This window comes from Pantoea cypripedii (assembly GCF_002095535.1).
GTDB lineage: Bacteria > Pseudomonadota > Gammaproteobacteria > Enterobacterales > Enterobacteriaceae > Pantoea > Pantoea cypripedii.
In genome coordinates this window covers 2,488,185-2,503,669 of the sequence record NZ_MLJI01000001.1, presented here as the reverse complement: position 1 = coordinate 2,503,669, position 15,485 = coordinate 2,488,185, and the positions used below count along the sequence as shown (strand labels likewise).

At 52.0% G+C, this 15,485-nt stretch carries 12 protein-coding genes and 1 tRNA gene; 5 read left to right on the top strand and 8 right to left on the bottom strand.

Going from position 1 to position 15,485, the window contains the following annotated elements; genetic code table 11:
* Positions 1-30: 30 nt before the first annotated feature.
* Together putP and phoH are read left to right on the top strand one after the other, a co-directional pair.
* Positions 31-1,515: a sodium/proline symporter PutP gene (gene putP / locus HA50_RS11605; protein WP_084875538.1), complete on the top strand. Its 1,485-nt coding sequence runs from the start codon at positions 31-33 to the stop codon at positions 1,513-1,515.
* 707 nt (positions 1,516-2,222) lie between these two features.
* A complete protein-coding gene (gene phoH, locus HA50_RS11595; RefSeq protein WP_084875535.1) occupies positions 2,223-3,011 on the top strand; it encodes a phosphate starvation-inducible protein PhoH in 789 nt (262 codons plus the stop codon).
* Positions 3,012-3,828: 817 nt separating this feature from the next.
* Here the strand turns inward: phoH and HA50_RS11590 are convergent.
* Positions 3,829-3,916 (bottom strand) — tRNA-Ser (locus HA50_RS11590).
* A 246-nt stretch (positions 3,917-4,162) separates the two neighbouring features.
* On the opposite strand from HA50_RS11590, the gene phoA reads away from it, so the two are divergent.
* Positions 4,163-5,569: an alkaline phosphatase gene (gene phoA / locus HA50_RS11585; protein WP_084875533.1), complete on the top strand. Its 1,407-nt coding sequence runs from the start codon at positions 4,163-4,165 to the stop codon at positions 5,567-5,569.
* A gap of 73 nt (positions 5,570-5,642) precedes the next feature.
* Here the strand turns inward: phoA and HA50_RS11580 are convergent, their stop codons facing one another.
* The 3 genes from HA50_RS11580 to pth form a co-directional block, all read right to left on the bottom strand.
* A complete protein-coding gene (locus HA50_RS11580) occupies positions 5,643-7,325 on the bottom strand; it encodes a hypothetical protein (protein ID WP_139810921.1) in 1,683 nt (560 codons plus the stop codon).
* A 351-nt stretch (positions 7,326-7,676) separates the two neighbouring features.
* A complete protein-coding gene (gene ychF, locus HA50_RS11575) occupies positions 7,677-8,768 on the bottom strand; it encodes a redox-regulated ATPase YchF (RefSeq protein ID WP_084875528.1) in 1,092 nt (363 codons plus the stop codon).
* A 112-nt stretch (positions 8,769-8,880) separates the two neighbouring features.
* Entirely contained in the window at positions 8,881-9,468 is a 588-nt protein-coding gene (pth, locus tag HA50_RS11570) for an aminoacyl-tRNA hydrolase (RefSeq protein WP_084875526.1), read from the bottom strand.
* Positions 9,469-9,730: 262 nt separating this feature from the next.
* On the opposite strand from pth, the gene ychH reads away from it, so the two are divergent.
* Entirely contained in the window at positions 9,731-10,006 is a 276-nt protein-coding gene (gene ychH, locus HA50_RS11565) for a stress-induced protein YchH (RefSeq protein WP_084875523.1), read from the top strand.
* Positions 10,007-10,008: 2 nt separating this feature from the next.
* On the opposite strand, the gene HA50_RS11560 is transcribed toward ychH, so the two are convergent.
* The 4 genes from HA50_RS11560 to lolB form a co-directional block, all read right to left on the bottom strand.
* Positions 10,009-11,178 carry a GGDEF domain-containing protein gene (locus HA50_RS11560; RefSeq protein WP_084875521.1) on the bottom strand — a complete coding sequence of 390 codons (1,170 nt, stop codon included), beginning with the start codon at positions 11,176-11,178 and terminating at the stop codon, positions 10,009-10,011.
* Positions 11,179-11,411: 233 nt separating this feature from the next.
* Positions 11,412-12,359 (bottom strand): ribose-phosphate diphosphokinase, encoded by a 948-nt coding sequence (gene prs / locus HA50_RS11555; protein WP_021182910.1) that lies wholly within the window; start codon positions 12,357-12,359, stop codon positions 11,412-11,414.
* Positions 12,360-12,497: 138 nt separating this feature from the next.
* Positions 12,498-13,355, bottom strand: a complete 858-nt coding sequence (gene ispE / locus HA50_RS11550; RefSeq protein ID WP_084875516.1) for a 4-(cytidine 5'-diphospho)-2-C-methyl-D-erythritol kinase — start codon at positions 13,353-13,355, stop codon at positions 12,498-12,500.
* Complete coding sequence (gene lolB, locus HA50_RS11545) at positions 13,352-13,978, bottom strand: lipoprotein insertase outer membrane protein LolB (protein WP_084875514.1); 627 nt, start codon at positions 13,976-13,978, stop codon at positions 13,352-13,354. The genes ispE and lolB overlap by 4 nt, the downstream gene beginning before the upstream one ends.
* A 216-nt stretch (positions 13,979-14,194) precedes the next feature.
* On the opposite strand from lolB, the gene hemA reads away from it, so the two are divergent.
* Positions 14,195-15,451 (top strand): glutamyl-tRNA reductase, encoded by a 1,257-nt coding sequence (gene hemA / locus HA50_RS11540; protein ID WP_084875511.1) that lies wholly within the window; start codon positions 14,195-14,197, stop codon positions 15,449-15,451.
* Positions 15,452-15,485 lie beyond the last annotated feature (34 nt).

Sequence of the window (15,485 nt, the reverse complement as noted above, 5' to 3'; positions counted from 1 at the left end):
TGGAAATCGAATAATAAGTGGAGAGATAAAATGAATGTCAGTACACCGATGTTGGTGACTTTTGTTGTTTATATCCTCGGGATGGTGTTGATAGGGCTGATTGCCTGGCGTTCGACCAAAAACTTTGATGACTATATCCTTGGTGGCCGCAGCCTTGGCAGCGTGGTAACTGCGTTGTCTGCGGGGGCGTCGGATATGAGTGGCTGGCTGTTGATGGGGTTGCCGGGAGCTATTTTCCTGTCGGGCATTTCCGAGAGCTGGATTGCCATTGGTCTGACTATCGGTGCCTGGCTGAACTGGAAAATCGTTGCCGGACGTCTGCGGGTACAGACGGAGCATCATAACAATGCTCTGACGCTGCCGGATTTCTTTACCAGCCGCTTTGAGGACCACAGCAAAATTCTGCGTGTGATCTCTGCGCTGGTCATTCTTATCTTCTTCACCATTTACTGTGCCTCAGGGGTGGTCGCTGGCGCGCGTCTGTTTGAGAGCACCTTCGGTATGGATTACCAGACGGCGCTATGGGCCGGTGCTGCGGCCACCATTCTCTATACCCTGGTAGGCGGCTTCCTGGCGGTGAGCTGGACTGATACCGTTCAGGCCAGCCTGATGATCTTCGCGCTGATCCTGACGCCAGTGATTGTGATTGTGGCGGTGGGTGGCTTGTCTGACTCGCTGGCGGTGATTGAGGCTAAAAGTCTGGAAAACCTCAACATGCTGAAAGGGCTGAATTTTGTGGCGATTGTCTCGCTACTCGGTTGGGGACTGGGCTACTTCGGACAACCGCATATTCTGGCACGTTTTATGGCTGCCGACTCCCATCGTTCCATCCGCACCGCGCGTCGAATTGGGATGACCTGGATGATCCTGTGCCTGGCAGGCGCAGTGGCGGTGGGCTTCTTCGGTATTGCTTACTTCCAGAACCATCCGGACCAGGCTGGCGGTGTCAGTCAGAACGGTGAGCGCGTGTTTATCGAACTGGCGCGTATCCTGTTCAACCCGTGGATTGCCGGTATTCTGCTGTCGGCGATTCTGGCGGCGGTGATGTCGACGCTGAGCTGCCAGTTGCTGGTGTGTTCCAGCGCGCTGACGGAAGATCTTTATAAAGGTTTCCTGCGGAAAAATGCCAGTCAGCGGGAGCTGGTCTGGGTGGGACGCTTGATGGTGTTGGTGATTGCCTTGATTGCGATCGCGCTGGCCGCAAATCCAGAAAACCGTGTTCTGGGTCTGGTGAGTTATGCCTGGGCTGGTTTTGGTGCTGCCTTTGGGCCGGTGGTGCTGTTTGGTGTGTGCTGGCAACGCATGACACGTAACGGTGCGCTGGTGGGCATGATTATTGGCGCAGCGACGGTGCTGGTGTGGAAACAATATGCCTGGCTGGATCTGTATGAAATTATCCCAGGTTTCCTGTTTGCCAGCATCGCAATTGTGGTGGTGAGCCTGATGGGCCGGGCGCCCTCGCAGGAGGCGCAACTGCGCTTTGCGGCGGCAGAAGCCGAGTATCAGACTAAATAAGCCTCTGCCCGCCTCATTTTATGGGGCGGGTTTTATTGCAGTGCCATCGAGATGAGGTGTTCAACCGCGAGTGAATATATTTTCCAGGGTAAAACAATTATCCCAGCAGGCGGTTGTTGACCAGTTGGTTAATAAACACACAGCACGTTTTACCACATTAGAAGCACAGACATCATCCTCGTCAGGTTTTCCTGAGTTTCGCATGGCACCTGCGGTTTCCGAATCCTCCTAAAAAGTTCATACCAACCTGAAATAACTAACTCATTGATAGTTATCTTAAATTTAATTTAAGATGCAGGCCGGATGCATGCCGCAGTCACTTTTTGTTAGCCGATAGTTAAAATTACTGTTGCAAACGACCGTAAATATGATGCACTTTAATCATAAGCGTTGTCAGAAGTGTGGCTAAGGTCACTGGAGTTCGCTCATGATTCGGTCCTTCAAAGGACAGGTAAATACCCTCCAACATACGCAGTTCACTGCGGGGGATTTCTTCCCTCGAAAGTTTCCTCTTCGTTTTTCAATCTTCAGACTTGTTCAGGCCCCAATTCATTACCGGTGCGCGGCAGCGTTTTGGCGTTGTTGTACACCTTTCTCAATGGCTAGAAACGGCTCTAAAGGAAGCCACGTAAACCTCTAAAGCGTTCACGTCATCGCAACAGGACAAGCCCTGCGGCGATAAATGAAACCAACTGTAAGGTGCCACTATGGGAAGACAGAAAGCAGTGATCAAAGCGCGTCGCGAAGCAAGAAGAGTAATTCGTAATGACTCTCGCAGTCATCGTCAGCGTGAAGAAGAATCGGTCACTTCGCTGGTGCAGATGGGTGGGCTGGATGCAATTGGTATGGCGCGGGATGTACGCGATCGTTCACCAATTGAGGCCAGAAATGATGCTCAGGCGCACTATCTTAATGCCATAGAAACGAAACAGCTTATTTTCGCCACCGGTGAAGCCGGCTGCGGAAAAACCTGGATTAGCGCAGCCAAAGCGGCTGAGGCCCTGATACATAAGGACATCGACAGGATAATCGTTACGCGCCCGGTTCTGCAGGCGGATGAAGATCTCGGTTTCCTCCCTGGAGATATTTCCGAGAAATTCGCCCCTTATTTCCGGCCGGTCTATGACGTTCTGGTTAAACGTCTTGGCGCTTCCTTTATGCAGTACTGCCTGCGTCCCGAAATCGGCAAGGTGGAGATCGCGCCCTTCGCGTATATGCGCGGACGCACCTTCGAAAATGCCGTGGTGATTCTGGATGAGGCGCAGAACGTCACCGCCGCGCAGATGAAGATGTTTCTGACGCGCCTTGGTGAGAACGTGACGGTCATCGTCAACGGTGATATCACCCAATGCGATTTACCGCGTGGCGTGCTATCAGGCCTTGCAGATGCGCTGGCGCGCTTCGAAGAGGATGAGATGATTGGGGTTGTCCGTTTTGCTAAAGACGACTGTGTCCGTTCGGCACTCTGCCAGCGCACGCTGCATGCTTACAGTTAACCATTGAGAATCAGGACAGTAGACAAAACCCGGCTCAGGCCGGGTTTTTTTGTGCTAAGAACAGGACAGTAGCCGTAAGTGGACATAACCGATGAATAATAAACGGTAATCATTAGCGGTGTAGCTGATAGATTTCAGGCCGGTTATCTGTGTCTATTCTCTCCATGGAGTTGATTTTTATATGAGAAAAATTAATATAAATGAGATTTTCCTTAACTAAGATTTATCCTGGAGTTATCATGCCTTTTTTGTGAAAGGGACGTTGCCATGAAAAACTTGCGAAGGATTCCGGAAAGTGAACCTGTCTCCCATCCGGGAATGTTTGAGGTCTACAAGATCAGAAACTCTGTATGCTTATCACGTTTACACACTCCTGATGGACCCAGCGTGAACTCAGCTCCAGAAAATGATGCGGTGAAACCTGTCGCAGAGAGGTCTCCCGAGATGATTGCTTATTTCCTTCGTGCCGGGTACTGAGTTAACAAAACTCAATCTCTAAGAACCGTATCGCGGCATTTTATGGATCCGGTTCATAAAAATGATGGCGGTGAGAGGGAGATTGACTCGCTTCTCTCACCCGAAGACCAGGCAAAAAAAAAGTCTGAACGTGAGTTCAGACTCTTCTTCAAATTTGTGGCGGTGAGAGGGGGATTGACTCGCTTCGCTCGCCCTGCGGGCAGTTTGTTCGCTGCGCGCCCAAACTGTCCAACCGGCTGCGCCGGTTGTCGAACCCCGTCGGGGGTTCTCACCCTCTCTCACCCGAAGAATATGCAAAAAAAAAAGTCTGAACATAAGTTCAGACTCTTCTTCAAATTTGTGGCGGTGAGAGGGGGATTCGAACCCCCGATACGTTACCGTATACACACTTTCCAGGCGTGCTCCTTCAGCCACTCGGACACCTCACCACATTTTTTGCTGCTGACCTTGGCGGGTCAACGGGGCGCTACTATAGGGAGTTCGCCTAAAAGGGTCAAGCCCTATTTTCTCCTTTTTTTCTATTCGCTTAAGCCCTGAGCGAATCGCGTTAACCCTGTTCGCATTGGTTATCCTGTCATCAAAACATTGCATGCCAGTCACAAAAGTGTAACGCCATTGTCGCAGACTTGTCCGCGGAAACATTTGGTTATATTTGTGAATAAGGATGCTTATAAATGAAACAGATACCTCTGATTACGGTTCCACTTATCGCTTCACTGTTTGCTTCGGCGGCGGTGGCGGATGAGGCAACTTACTCTCGCGCCGCAACCGGCGATCTGACCCAGCACGGTGGTGCGCGTCGTCTGACGGGCGATCAAACCGAAGCCTTGAAAGCCTCGCTCAGCAACAGCACGGCTAAAAACGTGATCCTGCTGATTGGTGATGGCATGGGGGATTCGGAAATCACCGCAGCTCGTAACCAGGCGATGGGAGCCGGTGGCTTCTTCCCAGGGATTGATGCGCTGCCGCTCACCGGCCAGTACACCCACTATTCACTGGATAAGAAAACCCACAAACCAAACTACGTCACGGATTCAGCCGCTTCTGCCACGGCCTGGGCAACCGGCACCAAATCCTATAACGGTGCCATTGGCGTTGATGTGAACGGGAAAGATCAGACCACGCTGCTGGAGCTGGCAAAAGCAGCGGGCAAGGCAACCGGTAACGTTTCTACGGCGGAATTGCAGGATGCGACACCCGCAGCACTGATCGCCCATGTGACCTCACGTAAATGCTATGGCCCGGATAAAACCTCTGAGCTGTGCCCGACCAATGCGCTGGAGCAGGGTGGGAAGGGTTCAATTACCGAACAGATGCTGAAAACCCGCGCCGATGTCACGCTGGGCGGCGGAGCGAAATCCTTCAGCGAAGTGGCGAAAGCCGGTGAATATCAGGGCAAAACCCTGCGTGAGCAGGCACAGGCACTGGGTTATCAGCTGGTGGATAATCTTGATGGTATGAATGCTGTGCAGCAGGCAGACCAAAGCAAGCCAGTGCTGGGGCTGTTTGCGGAGGGTAATATGCCGGTACGCTGGCAGGGGCCAAAAGCCAGCTATCACGGTAACCTGGATAAGCCGGTGGTGACCTGTGAAGTGAATAAAGAACGCCCGGCCAGTACGCCAACACTGGCGCAGATGACCAAAAAGGCACTCGACCTGCTCAGCCAGAATGACAAAGGTTTCTTCCTGCAGGTTGAGGGGGCATCGATTGATAAACAGGACCATGCCGCCAATCCCTGTGGTCAGATTGGTGAAACCGTGGACCTGGACGAAGCGGTACAGCAGGCACTGGCCTTTGCGCGTCAGCACGGTGACACGCTGGTGGTGGTGACTGCGGACCACGCTCACAGCAGTCAGATCGTTGAAAATGGCACCAAAGCACCGGGGCTGACGCAGGCGGTCAATACCAAAGATGGCGCGGTGATGACCATCAGCTACGGTAACTCAGAAGAGGAGTCTCAGGAGCATACCGGCACTCAGCTGCGTATCGCGGCTTACGGCCCTCATGCTGCCAATGTGGTGGGTCTGACGGATCAGACTGACCTGTTCTTTACCTTGCGGGATGCAATGGGCATCAAGTAACACATCAGACTTAACGAATAAAAAATCCACGCATTGGCGTGGATTTTTGTTTAATGATGGAGGTTAAGCCACATCACTCAATGGTGACTTCAACGGTCAGATTTGCACGCTCTTTTTTCCAGATCAGGTTGCGGTATTGCGACCCGGCAATCACGGTGATCTTGTCCTCTGCCACTTTTTCGCCAATAACAATCTGTTTAAAGATTTTGTTGAACTCGTTGGCAGCATAAGGAGGCCACTTATAACGATCCAGATGACCATCCGGTAGCTCTACGGTATGTTCCTCAAGCAGGTTACCCAGGCTGCTTTTCACCTTAATGGTGACTTTGCTGCCTGACGGCAGCTCAGCGGCAAGTTTATCGCCAAACAGATCATGGTTAATCCACGGGTTTTCACTGGCACTAAAGATTTCCGCTTTGACGGTTAAATGCTCCTGACTCTTTTTCCATATTTTATTTTTATAAGAAGATGTTCTGACAATACTGATGTCGTTATTGTTATCAATGTCACCAATCTTTATTTTGTTCAGAGCACTATTAAACTCAATGCCGGTATAACCAGACCACAACCAGCGATCAAGATCACTGTCAGGAACCCGAACCGTGTAATCTTCAAGTAACTTTCCAGCCTGATCTTTAACCGTGATCATCACTGAACTACCCGATTCAAGATTTCCTAAATGCAGATCATCACTGTATGCGTCATCGTTAACCCACATGTTTTCAATAGTGGTGACAACTTTCAGATTTTCCAGTTTGTTTTTATAAATCTGGTTCTCGAATGACGACCAGTTCTTAACGTTTATTTCACCGGTCTCTTTATCGAACAAACCAATTTTTATTTTCTTTAGCTTACTGTTAAAAATCCCAGCAGTATAATGTGGCCAGGTCCATTTCCCGACATAGTCTTTACCAACCTGAACCGTGTGCTTTTCCAGTTCTTTATTATCACTATCGTAAACGCCAATAGTAACAAAACTATCAGGTTTCAGTTCACCATCATAAAGTGCTGAGCTATAGGCATCGCTGGTGATCATACGACGACCCACGGTCGTTCTCAAATCCTTGCCGATAAACTCGGCGGCATAATCAAATTTGCCATTACAAACCCCGCGCTGACCTCGGTTTGACAATGCTCCCTGCTTACCGCTGGCGGTGACGTAAGGTGGGGAAACCGTGATTTGAGCGACTTCCGGGATGTAGCAGGTATCAACTTTTTTATAATATTCGATCCATCCGGTTTGTGATGTCCTCAGAGCTCCAGAACCCGCAGGGAGCTGCCATGCGCCAATTTGTGTTTCTTGCGTGCTACCTTCTTCTTTGACGAAACCGTACCAGGCGTTCCAATCATTCGCTGCACGGCGAACCTCAAAGAGGTATTTTTTACCGACTTTAATGGGATACAATGTTGAGCAGCTGACCCCCGGACCGCCATCAGCGCCGCTACGGCAACGGTCGCTATCAATGACGGTTGCCCCTGACACGAAGTTTGAAAATACCAGTGAATATTGATTGGCTGTACGAGGTTGCAGACCAATATATCCCGCAGCTGTGACACCAATAAAACCGAATTGGTTTGCGAAGTAATAGCCTGGACTTTCCGGGGCAGAATTTATGGTGAAGGGAAACGTCAGGCTGGTTATATTCTCTTCTTCAACAGTCCAGGCCCAGCCCGCCATTCCTCCGGGGGTAATCGCGGCGGCAGTATTGCCTGCCAGGGTTGCGCCTAAAGTTAAAGCTAATAAATGGGATTTCATATCTCTCCGGTATAAATATTCAAGTTTTGTAATATTTTATGGAGTTTTTTATCATCTCCATTTTATATATTTATAATGGGTGCGCAGAATGTAATTCCGTGAAAATTTCCACGACTCCATTTTTTAATTTAACAGGAAACATCCTGAAATAAATTCAGGGGTAAGGTATAACAAAGGTGCTGGAGTTTATATAGTGATTATTCTGGTGGCGATTAGGAAAAATCCCTGGAGTGTCTTCAATCTGTAAACTGTATTGAAGGTAATTGACAAACTGATTGATGATAATAGCGGAAATAAAAAAGCCCACGCAATTTGCATGGGCTCGCTTTTCAACGTCAGGTTATAAAATAATCAGACGTTAAACAGGAAGTTCATCACATCGCCATCTTTCACGATGTATTCTTTGCCTTCTGAACGCATTTTGCCTGCTTCCTTCGCGCCTTGTTCACCCTTGTAGGTGACAAAGTCATCAAACGCGATGGTCTGGGCGCGGATAAAGCCTTTTTCGAAGTCGGTGTGGATTTTACCCGCCGCCTGCGGAGCCGTTGCGCCTACCGGGATGGTCCAGGCACGCACTTCTTTGACGCCTGCGGTGAAGTAGGTCTGCAGGTTGAGCAGGGTGTAACCGGCGCGAATAACGCGGTTCAGACCTGGTTCTTCCAGACCCAGCTCCGCCATAAACTCAGCACGTTCTTCATCATCCAGCTCGGCGATATCTGATTCAACCGCTGCGCATACCGGTACCACGACAGAGCCTTCAGCGTCAGCAATCGCACGAACCTGGTCGAGGTAAGGGTTGTTCTCGAAACCATCTTCGTTGACGTTGGCGATGTACATGGTCGGTTTCAGCGTCAGGAAGCTCAGATAGCGGATAGCGGCTTTTTCATCGGCATCCAGATCCAGCGAACGCAGCATACCGGCGTTTTCCAGATGCGGCAGGCACTTCTCCAGCGCAGCCAGTTCCGCTTTTGCGTCTTTATCGCCGCCTTTGGCTTTTTTCTGCACACGCTGGATAGCACGTTCACAGGTATCGAGATCCGACAGCGCCAGCTCGGTGTTGATAACATCAATGTCTTCAGCCGGGTTTACTTTGCCTGCAACGTGAATGATGTTGTCATTTTCAAAGCAACGTACCACATGGCCGATAGCTTCGGTTTCGCGGATATTGGTCAGGAATTTGTTGCCGAGGCCTTCACCTTTCGACGCACCTTCAACCAGACCGGCGATATCGACGAATTCCATGGTGGTTGGCACAACACGCTGTGGCTTAACGATGTCGCTCAGTTGATCAAGACGCGGGTCGGGCATAGGCACCACACCGGTATTGGGTTCGATGGTGCAGAACGGAAAGTTGGCTGCTTCGATACCCGCTTTGGTCAGCGCGTTGAACAGGGTGGATTTACCGACGTTCGGCAGGCCCACAATACCGCATTTAAATCCCATGGTCTGATTACCTTTCTCACTGAGGGTGCAGCGCTGGCTGGCAACGCTGACAGATTCTAAAAATTTCGCGCATTATACACAGAAATGCTGCTGTGCGGCGCGGGAATTGGCGTTAACCGGCTTTGAAAGCGTGCAGGCGGTTCATCGCCTTTATTTTGTCTTCTTTCAGCCAGAGTTCAGTGCAACGCACCGCTTCGTCAATGGCATCATCAATCAATTTCTGCTCACTGGCTGGCGGTTTACCCAGCACAAACCCGGTCACTTTATTGCGATCTCCAGGGTGGCCAATACCGACACGCAAACGGTGAAAATTATTGTTATTTCCCAGTTTGCTGATGATGTCTTTCAGTCCGTTGTGGCCGCCGTGGCCGCCACCCTGCTTAAATTTTGCGATGCCGGGCGGCAAATCCAGCTCATCATGCGCGACCAGAATCTCTTCCGGCGCAATACGGTAAAAGGTCGCCATCGCTGCCACCGCTTTGCCACTCAGGTTCATAAAAGTGGTCGGTACCAGCAGGCGCACATCTTCTCCCGCCAGCGCCAGCCGGGCGGTATAGCCAAAGAATTTGGGTTCGTCTTTCAGAGACTGATTGTAGCGCTCTGCCAGCAGATCCACATACCAGGCGCCAGCGTTATGGCGCGTGGCGGCATATTCGGCGCCGGGATTCGCCAGTCCGACAATCAGTTTAATGCTGCTCACGATGGTTATCCTGTCTCGATCACGAAAGGGCGATAGTTTACTGCGTGCCTGAGGAGATGACAAAGGGCGAGGCTGAAGAATAGTGACGCTTCGTTATTTATCATTTTCTATCGAAATCAATCCGATAAGCGGTAAAGTTTTGTCAGAATTGTGAAAGATGTGTGATCCTGTACGCATCTTAACCGCCTGGTATTGCCTAAACTTATGGTCAGTTAACGTTATGTGCTGTTCTTAGCTTTGCTCATAAGGAAGGAGGTAAACCATGAAACGTCATCACACTCGCTATATGGGTAACGGCCTGATGTGTCTCGGCTTACTCACCATGGTACTCGGTGTCGGATATTCGATCATTAATCAAATTCCTTCGCTGAATCTGCCGCAATTTCTGGCGCATGGCGCAATGTTCAGCATCTTTATCGGTGCGCTGCTGTGGCTGGTTGGCGCACGCGTCAGCGGACGCGAAAAAGTGGAAGACCGTTATTTCTGGTTGCGGCATTACGGCGATAAACGTTGCCGCCGCAATACCCATCATTCTTAACGCTACACCAGCGTAGCCTGATTAAACGGCTGTAACTGCGCCAGATACTGTTCGGTGCGGTTACGGCCTGTGGCTTTTGCGCGGTAGAGTGCTTCATCGGCCAGTGCCAGCAATGCCGGGAAATGTTTATCTTCCTGACAGGAAGTGGCAAAACCAATGCTGACGGTGTAACTAATATCATCCGGTTGCGACAGCTGAGTCGCCACCCGGATGCGTTCGCATACCGTTTGCGCCTGTTCGCTGCCGCCGGGCAGGATGGCGGCAAATTCCTCTCCCCCCAGACGGGCAAACTTACCATCTTCCGGTAATAACGCCTGCGCAACCTGACAAAAATCGATGAGCACCCGATCACCTTGCTGATGACCATAACGGTCATTGATGCTTTTGAAGTGATCCAGATCGAACAACACCGCGGTAAATGGCTGTTGCTGACGTAACCGGCGCGCAATGATCTTTTCTGCCTGCTCGAACAAGGCCCGACGATTCCACACGCTGGTTAGCGGGTCGTGCAGTGATGCCAGCTTATGTGCAATTTGCGTGCGTTCATTCACCATCGCCAGAATCGTAAAGGCCAGACCAATCACGAACAGAATGGATTCAAGAATCACGTAGACGGAAAAGCTGGAACCACCAATCGCCCCATGTACCGGCGTCGCCACGGCATCATCAAGAAAAATACGTGCGACGTGGAACAACAGATGAATCCACAACAGAGTTTGCGCAGGCCAGAATGTCACCGTCAATGTAGCGCGGGCGCGCCAAAGCAACTGAATTAAGGCTGCGGTGTAAATGATACATAGCAGACAAACCACCAGCACGCGTTTGGGCAGGCTGTAATAAAAGGCGGGGAAGCAACACAGAATCGCCCACAGCAGGGCACCGGCCAGCCAGCTCAATCCCAGTGGCTTGTTATCGAACACGCGGAAGGCATTCAGCAAACTGCCATAGGCCAGCATCATGACCACATTTCCGACCGCAACCGGCAGAAAGTGCAATCCTGCGGCGCGCAGGCTGCTCAGAAACACCGCCAGTAAGGTTAACGTCAGGGTCAGCGAGGTGAAGCCCAGCACGCGATCATATTGTGAACCGACCCAGGCGAAGACCAGAATGATGCTTAAAAACCCCAGTACATAGAGCTCACAAACAAAAAGTGTGTAAATGTCGAGAGCCATAGTGGTCGGAGTTCTCAAAAAAAGTGTGGTGAAAAATACCACTAAACATGGGAGCGCTAAAGTCCGGATGTCAGTGTTGGCAGAAAACAGTGAATGGCAACGAGAATAGCGAATTTTAACGAAATTTATCGCGCAAGTATCTGCGGCAGGAGCGGCTTAGTCGGTAGATGACGCGATAGCAGGGCGAGAGAAATAAAACCGGGCGCGTGGCCCGGTTTCATTCGAACAATCGATCAATGTTCGAACATGGCGGAGATGGATTCTTCGTTGCTGATACGACGAATCGCCTCGGCCAGCATGCCGGACAGCGTCAGGGTACGCACGTTCGGCAGAGATTTCATCTCGTCAGACAGTGGGATGGTGTCACAAACGATAACCTGATCGATCACCGATTTGCGCAGGTTTTCCACTGCGTTGCCAGAGAAAATCGGGTGTGTGGCGTAAGCGAACACACGCTTAGCACCGCGCTCCTTCAGCGCCTCAGCTGCTTTACACAGCGTACCGCCGGTGTCGATCATATCGTCGACCAGTACACAGTCTCGGCCAGCGACGTCACCAATAATGTGCATCACCTGAGAAACGTTGGCACGCGGGCGACGTTTATCAATGATAGCCATGTCGGTGTCGTTGAGCAGTTTGGCAATCGCACGGGCGCGAACCACACCACCAATATCCGGGGAAACCACAATCGGGTTTTCCAGACCAATTTGCAGCATATCTTCCAGCAGGATTGGGCTGCCAAACACGTTGTCAACCGGGACATCAAAGAAGCCCTGAATCTGCTCGGCGTGCAGATCCACCGTCAGAACACGGTCAACACCCACGCTGGAAAGGAAATCCGCAACCACTTTCGCAGTGATCGGCACACGCGCGGAGCGCACACGGCGGTCCTGACGGGCATAGCCAAAGTAGGGGATAACGGCAGTAATACGACCAGCAGAAGCCCGACGCAACGCGTCGACCATCACAACCAGCTCCATCAGATTATCGTTGGTGGGGGCACAGGTGGACTGGATGATGAAAATATCACCACCGCGTACATTTTCGTTAATCTGTACACTCACTTCACCATCGCTGAAACGACCGACAGCGGCGTCTCCGAGGCTGGTGTAAAGGCGGTTGGCAATACGTTGTGCTAGTTCCGGGGTGGCGTTACCAGCAAATAGCTTCATATCAGGCACGAGAAGAACCTCAGGCTTTGCGTCCAGCGAATGAACAACGCTGCGATAACCGGCGAATACCGCAAAACGTGTTCAGACAGGTGTGTTGATGCGTCGCGTGCTGTGTCTGGAACAGGGGTGACACAGTCACGCATACGCTTAAATCCCGGAAAGAGTACGCTGCAACGGCGAGATATTTAGCCCGCGCGCCACAAATCCTCGTATCCATCCCGGGGCAAGCTCCAGCACCTGACGAGCGGCGGATTCGGTGTTAAATTCAGCAAACACACAAGCTCCAGTCCCAGTCAGGCGCGACGGCGCGTATTCTAGCAGCCAGGAAACCAGCTCATCAACCTCACGAAAACGTTTTCTTGCCACAGACTCACAATCATTGTGGAAAGGGAGCTGCAAAAGTTCATCAAGTGAGCGGGTTGGTGAATCTCTCGTCAGCTCAGGATCACCAAAGATTTGCGGCGTAGCGATACTGACGCCCGGATGGGCCACCAGATACCATTTTTCCGCCGGGGCGGCGGGCTGCAATTGTTCACCCACGCCTTCGGCAAAGGCGGCCTGCCCGCGGACAAACACCGGCACATCGGCACCCAGCCGCACGCCAAGGGTCGCCAGCTCATCGACACTCAACCCGGTTTGCCACAGATGATTCAGCGCCACCAGCACCGTCGCGGCATCTGATGAGCCGCCACCCAGCCCGCCACCCATCGGCAAACGCTTTTCCAGGCTGATCTGCGCACCGGCCTGCGGTGGCAGGGTGCCGCGCAGGCTTGCCGCCTGCATTAACGCCCGTGCAGCCCGCACAATCAGGTTTTCCTCGTCCGGTACGTCGTCGAGTGGCGTCAGCAAATGAATATCACCGCTGCTGTCAGGGGTGATGGTCAGCGTATCGCCGTAATCAAGGAACTGAAACAGGGTTTGCAGATTATGATAGCCGTCCGGACGACGGCCAGTGATGTAAAGAAATAAATTCAGCTTCGCCGGAGCAGGCCAGGTGGTGATCATTGTACGGTCCAGCTATCCATACGCAGTTTGATACGCTGACCACCTTCGCTCAATTCCAGATTGGCTGGCAGCGGTGGGGTGACTTTGCTGTCATAATCAGAAATCGTGACTTTCCACTGCTGGCCGTTACGGCTGTAATTCAGGCTCTGCAACTGATATTGGTCGTTCAGCTGATAGTCGCTGGCATCGCCAGGCAAGCCCATCATCCACTGACGCAGATTCGCGAGCGGAATATCCATGCCGGTCAGCTGGGAGATCATTTTCTCAGCATCATTGCTGACATAGCGCTTGCCTTTGTTATCGACGATTTGCACGACTGAACCTTGCGCATCCAGCTGCAACTCGGTGCTGCCCAGCGGGTTGGTCAGCAGCAGGCGATAGCGGTCAGCGGCGGTTTGTTGCCAGTTGAAGCGGGCATACACTTTCTGGCGATCAGAGATGTAAGCGAACGCACCACGGGTTTCATAATGGCTGATTTTCGCCACTGTCTGCTGATGTTGTTGCCACTGTGGTGAGGTGGTGCTGGGACCAGGGCCCTGCTGCGGCTTGTTGATGCTACAGGCAGCCAGCAGCACGCTGGCAAGGGGTAAAAGGCGCAACAGCTTGCGCGGGGGCATGTGCATCACGTGGTCATCTCCTCAGACACGTTTTTATTTCGTAACCGGTAACGCTAACCATCCGCATCTAAGCCGTCAATGCTGATGTACGGATTATTGCGCACGATCAGTTTAATCTTATTACAGTCATAGCCTTTGTATGGCTTTTCTTGATCCAAGGCATCTTGTAGAATGCCCTTCACAAAACCATGACAATACCTGGGATATCCCACCAGAATCACCATGACGCTGCTTGCTCTCGGAATCAACCATAAAACCGCACCTGTTGCACTGCGCGAACGTGTATCGTTCACGCCGGATACGCTGGATCAGGCACTTAGCAGCCTGCTGTCCCAGCCGATGGTGCAAAGTGGTGTGGTGCTTTCCACCTGTAATCGTACTGAGCTCTACCTCAGCGTAGAGCAGCAGACTGATTTGCAGGAGAAGCTGGTGCGCTGGTTGTGTGATTATCACCAGCTGCGTGAAGAAGATGTGCGCAAAAGTCTCTACTGGCATCAGGATAACGCCGCCGTCAGCCATCTGATGCGCGTCGCCAGCGGGCTGGACTCACTGGTGCTGGGCGAGCCGCAGATTCTGGGCCAGGTGAAAAAAGCCTTCGCCGATTCCCAGCGCGGTCATGCGTTGACCAGCGAACTGGAGCGCATGTTCCAGAAGACCTTCTCTGTCGCCAAACGCGTCCGTACCGAAACCGAAATCGGTGCCAGCGCGGTTTCCGTCGCTTTTGCCGCCTGTTCCCTGGCACGTCAAATCTTTGAATCGCTCAGCACCGTCAATGTGTTGCTGGTTGGTGCCGGTGAAACCATCGAGCTGGTGGCGCGCCACTTGCGCGAACACCATGTGCAAAAACTGATGATCGCCAACCGTACGCGGGAGCGCGCTCAGCTGCTGGCCGATGAAGTCGGGGCCGAAGTGATTGGTCTGGCGGATATTGATTCGCGTCTCGCCGATGCCGATATTATTATTTCTTCCACTGCCAGCCCGTTGCCCATTATCGGCAAAGGGATGGTAGAACGCGCATTAAAAGCGCGTCGTAATCAGCCGATGCTGCTGGTGGATATTGCGGTACCGCGCGATGTCGAGCCAGAAGTGGGCAAACTCGCCAATGCCTATCTCTACAGCGTGGATGACCTGCAGGCCATTATTGAGCAGAATATGGCGCAGCGTAAAGCCGCCGCCGTGCAGGCCGAAAGCATTGTGGTGCAGGAAAGTGGCGAATTTATGGCCTGGCTGCGCGCGCAAAGTGCCGTTGAAACCATTCGCGAGTACCGTACCCAGGCTGATGATGTCCGCGCAGAATTGCAGGAGCGCGCGCTGGCAGCGTTGCGTCAGGGCGCGGATGCGGAAAAAGTATTGCAGGAGTTGGCACACAAGCTGACCAACCGTTTAATTCACGCTCCAACCAAATCACTACAGCAGGCCGCGCGCGATGGCGACAGCGAACGCCTGCAGATCTTACGTGACAGCCTCGGTCTCGATTAGGCTGTTACGTCCTTTTACGGGATACCCTCAATTA

What these genes read in the sequence shown, in the direction of transcription:
- putP (WP_084875538.1), top strand. Translation starts at nt 31, where the DNA reads ATGAATGTCAGTACACCGATGTTGGTGACTTTTGTTGTTTATATCCTC.
- phoH (WP_084875535.1), top strand. Translation starts at nt 2,223, where the DNA reads ATGGGAAGACAGAAAGCAGTGATCAAAGCGCGTCGCGAAGCAAGAAGA.
- phoA (WP_084875533.1), top strand. Translation starts at nt 4,163, where the DNA reads ATGAAACAGATACCTCTGATTACGGTTCCACTTATCGCTTCACTGTTT.
- HA50_RS11580 (WP_139810921.1), bottom strand. Translation starts at nt 7,325, where the DNA reads ATGAAATCCCATTTATTAGCTTTAACTTTAGGCGCAACCCTGGCAGGC.
- ychF (WP_084875528.1), bottom strand. Translation starts at nt 8,768, where the DNA reads ATGGGATTTAAATGCGGTATTGTGGGCCTGCCGAACGTCGGTAAATCC.
- ychH (WP_084875523.1), top strand. Translation starts at nt 9,731, where the DNA reads ATGAAACGTCATCACACTCGCTATATGGGTAACGGCCTGATGTGTCTC.
- HA50_RS11560 (WP_084875521.1), bottom strand. Translation starts at nt 11,178, where the DNA reads ATGGCTCTCGACATTTACACACTTTTTGTTTGTGAGCTCTATGTACTG.
- ispE (WP_084875516.1), bottom strand. Translation starts at nt 13,355, where the DNA reads ATGATCACCACCTGGCCTGCTCCGGCGAAGCTGAATTTATTTCTTTAC.
- lolB (WP_084875514.1), bottom strand. Translation starts at nt 13,978, where the DNA reads ATGCACATGCCCCCGCGCAAGCTGTTGCGCCTTTTACCCCTTGCCAGC.
- hemA (WP_084875511.1), top strand. Translation starts at nt 14,195, where the DNA reads ATGACGCTGCTTGCTCTCGGAATCAACCATAAAACCGCACCTGTTGCA.